Here is a 3,283-nt window from a genome sequence, read left to right as displayed (position 1 = left end):
CCGCCCGCACCGACCGGGTTGAACGGGTCGGCGTGGGCCGCGTCGCCCACGAGGAACTGGTAGGTCACCCGCAGCCGAGGGTTGCGCAGCGCTCGCAGTTCACCCCGCAGGGCGGGACGCGCGAAGCCGGCGGCACCGCCCGGCACGGACCGCGCCACGGCCAGGACAGCAGGCAACGACACCAGCGCCACGGCCCAGAACGCGGCACGCCATCCCCAGAGCTGCCCGAGCACCGCCCCGGCGGGCACCCCCACCACACACGCCAGCGTGACCCCGCCGAGCAGCGTGGACGTGGCCCGCCCCTTGGCGTCCGGCTCGACCATGTCGAGGGCGGCGACGAGGGCGACGGCCAGGAACCCGGCGTTCGCGAGCGCCCCGACCACGCGGGTGGCCAGGAGCACCCCGAAACTGTCGGTCACCGCCCCGACGACATGAACGCCGAGGAACACGACCAGAAACCCGAGCAGCGCACCCCGCCGCGACCACCGCCGCGCGAGCCCGGCCATCAGCGGCGCCCCGACGACCATTCCCACGGCGAAGGCAGAGGTGAGCGCACCGGCAGCGGGTACGGAGACCCCCAGATCCCGGGCGATGTCCGGCACCAGCCCGGACAGCATGAACTCGGACGTTCCCTGGGCGAAGACGGCAAGGCCCAGCAGATATAGAGCGAACGGCATGAAGAAACTCCGCAACCGGAAGCCGACGTCGGAGTCGGCGAAGTCGAAAACGGCACGTCGAACGGCCGTCCGGCAGCGGAGGTGAGCCCGAAGGGCGACGAGCCCCGAAGGGGAACGAGCCCCGAAGGGAAGCGAGCCCTGATCAGCCCGGCATCACGAGCAGCCACCGGAGAGCCGGTGGCCGGAGTCTGGACGCCTCGGGGCTGGACACGGAGGCAGGTTATGCGCACCCCGCACCGGAGAGCCACCGGATTTCCGCCGGGACGTGCCGCCCTCGCGCTGCACGATGACGACGGCGGCGAGGCCGACGGCCAGGCCCAGGGCCGTCTGCGCGCCGAAGGGCTCACCGAACATGAGCGCTCCCCAGACGGCGGTGACCGGAGCCATGAGGAACATGAGCGCGTTGACCCGGGCGACTCCGGAACGGCGCAGGATGATCCAGTACAGCCCGTACCCGCCGAAGGTGGGCAGGACGACGAGCCAGCTGATCGCGGCCCAGAAGCCGGCGTCGCCAGGTGGTCCGGCCGCACCGGCGCTCACGGCGAGCACCGTGAACAGCACGGCGCTGGTGGCGCAGTGCACGGTCATCGCCACCCCGGGCGCGACCGGCGTGCGGGAACGGCTCTCCAGGAACGTGGCCGCCACCAGCGAGAGCATGCCGAGGAACGGGACGAGGTAGGCCCACGCGGCGACCCCCGTCGCAGCCCCGGCGTCGGCCGCGGTGACGATGACCACGCCGCCCACCCCCAGCCACAGGCCGAGCCACTGCCGCCGTGAGACGTACTGGCGCAGCAGCGGTCCGGCCAGCGCCCCGGCGACCAGGGGCTGGACGCCGTCGATCAGTGCCGTGGTGCCGCTGGAGACGCCGAGCTGGATGGCGTAGTAGACGGTCAGCAGGTAGCCGCTCTGCGACAGCACGCCGATCACGGCCTGCCGGGCGACGTCCCGCCCGGTCAGGCCCCGCCACGACGCGCGGCCCACGACGGCGGCGACGGCGACGAGGACCACGGCCAGCGGCAGGAACCGCCACATGAGGACCGTGACCGCGGGCGCGCTCCCCGCGCCGAGCTTGGCCCCGATGAACCCGGAGCTCCAGCTGAGGACGAAGGCGATCGAGAACAGAGCGTTCACAGGGACCACACCCACTAAACAGATCGGTATACCTGGCTCTGAGTCTCCACTATACAGATCGGTATACTTTCGAGGTATGGGCACCACAGAGCAACCGCAGCGCGTCACGATGACGCGCGCCGCGCGCCGCATCCTGGAAGCCGCCGAGCGCCTGTTCTACGAGCGCGGCATCCATGCCGTCGGCGTCGACCTCATCGCCGCGGAGGCGGGGGTGACGAAGAAGACCCTCTACGACCGCTTCGGCTCCAAGGAGCGGATCGTCGTGGAGTACCTGACCGGCCGGGACGAGCGCTGGAGGGCCTTCCTGGCGCGGTATCTCGACGACCACCTCGACGCCGCGCACGCGACGCCCGAGGCCCGCGTCCTGGCCGTGTTCGACGCCTCCCGCGCCTGGTCGGCGGAGTACGGCGCCAAGGGGTGCAGCATGGTCAACGCCCACGCCGAGATCAGCGACCCCGCCCACCCGGCCTTCCCGGTCATCACCGGTCAGAAGCAGTGGATGCTGGCCCTGTTCACCCGCCTGGCCGGGGACTTCGCCGGGGACGTCGCCGGGACGGACGCCGACCGCCTGGGCCGGACGCTCATGCTCCTGCACGAGGGCGCCCTCGTCGCGCACGGCCTGCGGGTCTTCCCGGATCCCATCGCCCACGCCCGCGACCAGGCGGAGGCTCTGCTACGGACGTGGCACTCCACCTGAGCGATCAAGATCCCCGGCCTAGACTGAAGGCGGCACGGGGGAGGGAAGTCGACCCCAGGAGGACTCGATGTTCCGGCACACCCGGCTGCCAGGGGAATCCGCCGAATACCTCGCAGCCCGCGAAGAACTGCGCCTCGCCGAGATCGAGCTGATGCGCCACCGCGAGGACGTCGCCGCCCGGCGCCGGGCGCTGCCGCCGGGGCCGCCGGTCGACGACTACGTCTTCCTGGAGGGGCCCACCGACCTCGACGCCGGCGACGAACCGGTCCGCGAGGTGCGGCTGAGCGACCTCTTCACCGCTCCCGAACGCCCGCTGATCATCTACCAGTTCATGTACGGCAAGGCGCAGACCGACCCCTGCCCGATGTGCACCCTGTGGATCGACGGCTTCAGCAACATCGCCCACCACGTCAACCGCAACGCCGACTTCGTCATCGCGGCGGCGGCCGACCCGCCCGTCCTGCGGCAGCACGCCCGCAACCGCGGCTGGCACCGGCTACGGCTGCTGAGCTGTGGCGACAGCACGTTCAAGTACGACACGGGCAGCGAGGACAAGGACGGCGAACAGGACTCCACCGTCTCCGTCTTCACCCGCGACGGCGACGGCACGATCCGCCACTTCTACTCCACGCACCCCCGCATGTCCGCCGACATCGACGAGCGGGGCATCGACCTGCTGGCCCCCGTCTGGCACCTGCTCGACCTGACCCCGCGGGGGCGCGGCGACTGGTATCCGAGCGTCGACTACTGACACCGGGGCCGGGAGGGGGGAGGGGAG

The 3,283-nt window shown here is 71.6% G+C and carries 4 protein-coding genes; 2 read left to right on the top strand and 2 right to left on the bottom strand.

From position 1 onward, the window contains the following. Nucleotides 1–677: MFS transporter (locus L0P92_RS43285; RefSeq protein ID WP_234768626.1), on the bottom strand; the 677-nt coding region annotated here is incomplete at its 3' end. Between the two features lie 153 nt (nucleotides 678–830). Further along, nucleotides 831–1,808 carry a DMT family transporter gene (locus L0P92_RS43280; protein WP_234768625.1) on the bottom strand — a complete coding sequence of 326 codons (978 nt, stop codon included), beginning with the start codon at nucleotides 1,806–1,808 and terminating at the stop codon, nucleotides 831–833. A gap of 76 nt (nucleotides 1,809–1,884) precedes the next feature. Here L0P92_RS43280 and L0P92_RS43275 point away from each other — a divergent pair, with 76 nt between their 5' ends. Continuing rightward, nucleotides 1,885–2,505, top strand: coding sequence for a TetR/AcrR family transcriptional regulator (locus L0P92_RS43275; RefSeq protein WP_234768624.1), 621 nt, complete (start codon nucleotides 1,885–1,887; stop codon nucleotides 2,503–2,505). 67 nt (nucleotides 2,506–2,572) lie between these two features. Then, complete coding sequence (locus L0P92_RS43270) at nucleotides 2,573–3,256, top strand: DUF899 family protein (RefSeq protein ID WP_234768623.1); 684 nt, start codon at nucleotides 2,573–2,575, stop codon at nucleotides 3,254–3,256. Nucleotides 3,257–3,283 lie beyond the last annotated feature (27 nt).

The organism is Streptomyces muensis (assembly GCF_021474425.1).
Classification (GTDB): Bacteria; Actinomycetota; Actinomycetes; order Streptomycetales; family Streptomycetaceae; genus Streptomyces; species Streptomyces muensis.
This window is presented reverse-complemented; position numbering and strand designations above follow the sequence as displayed.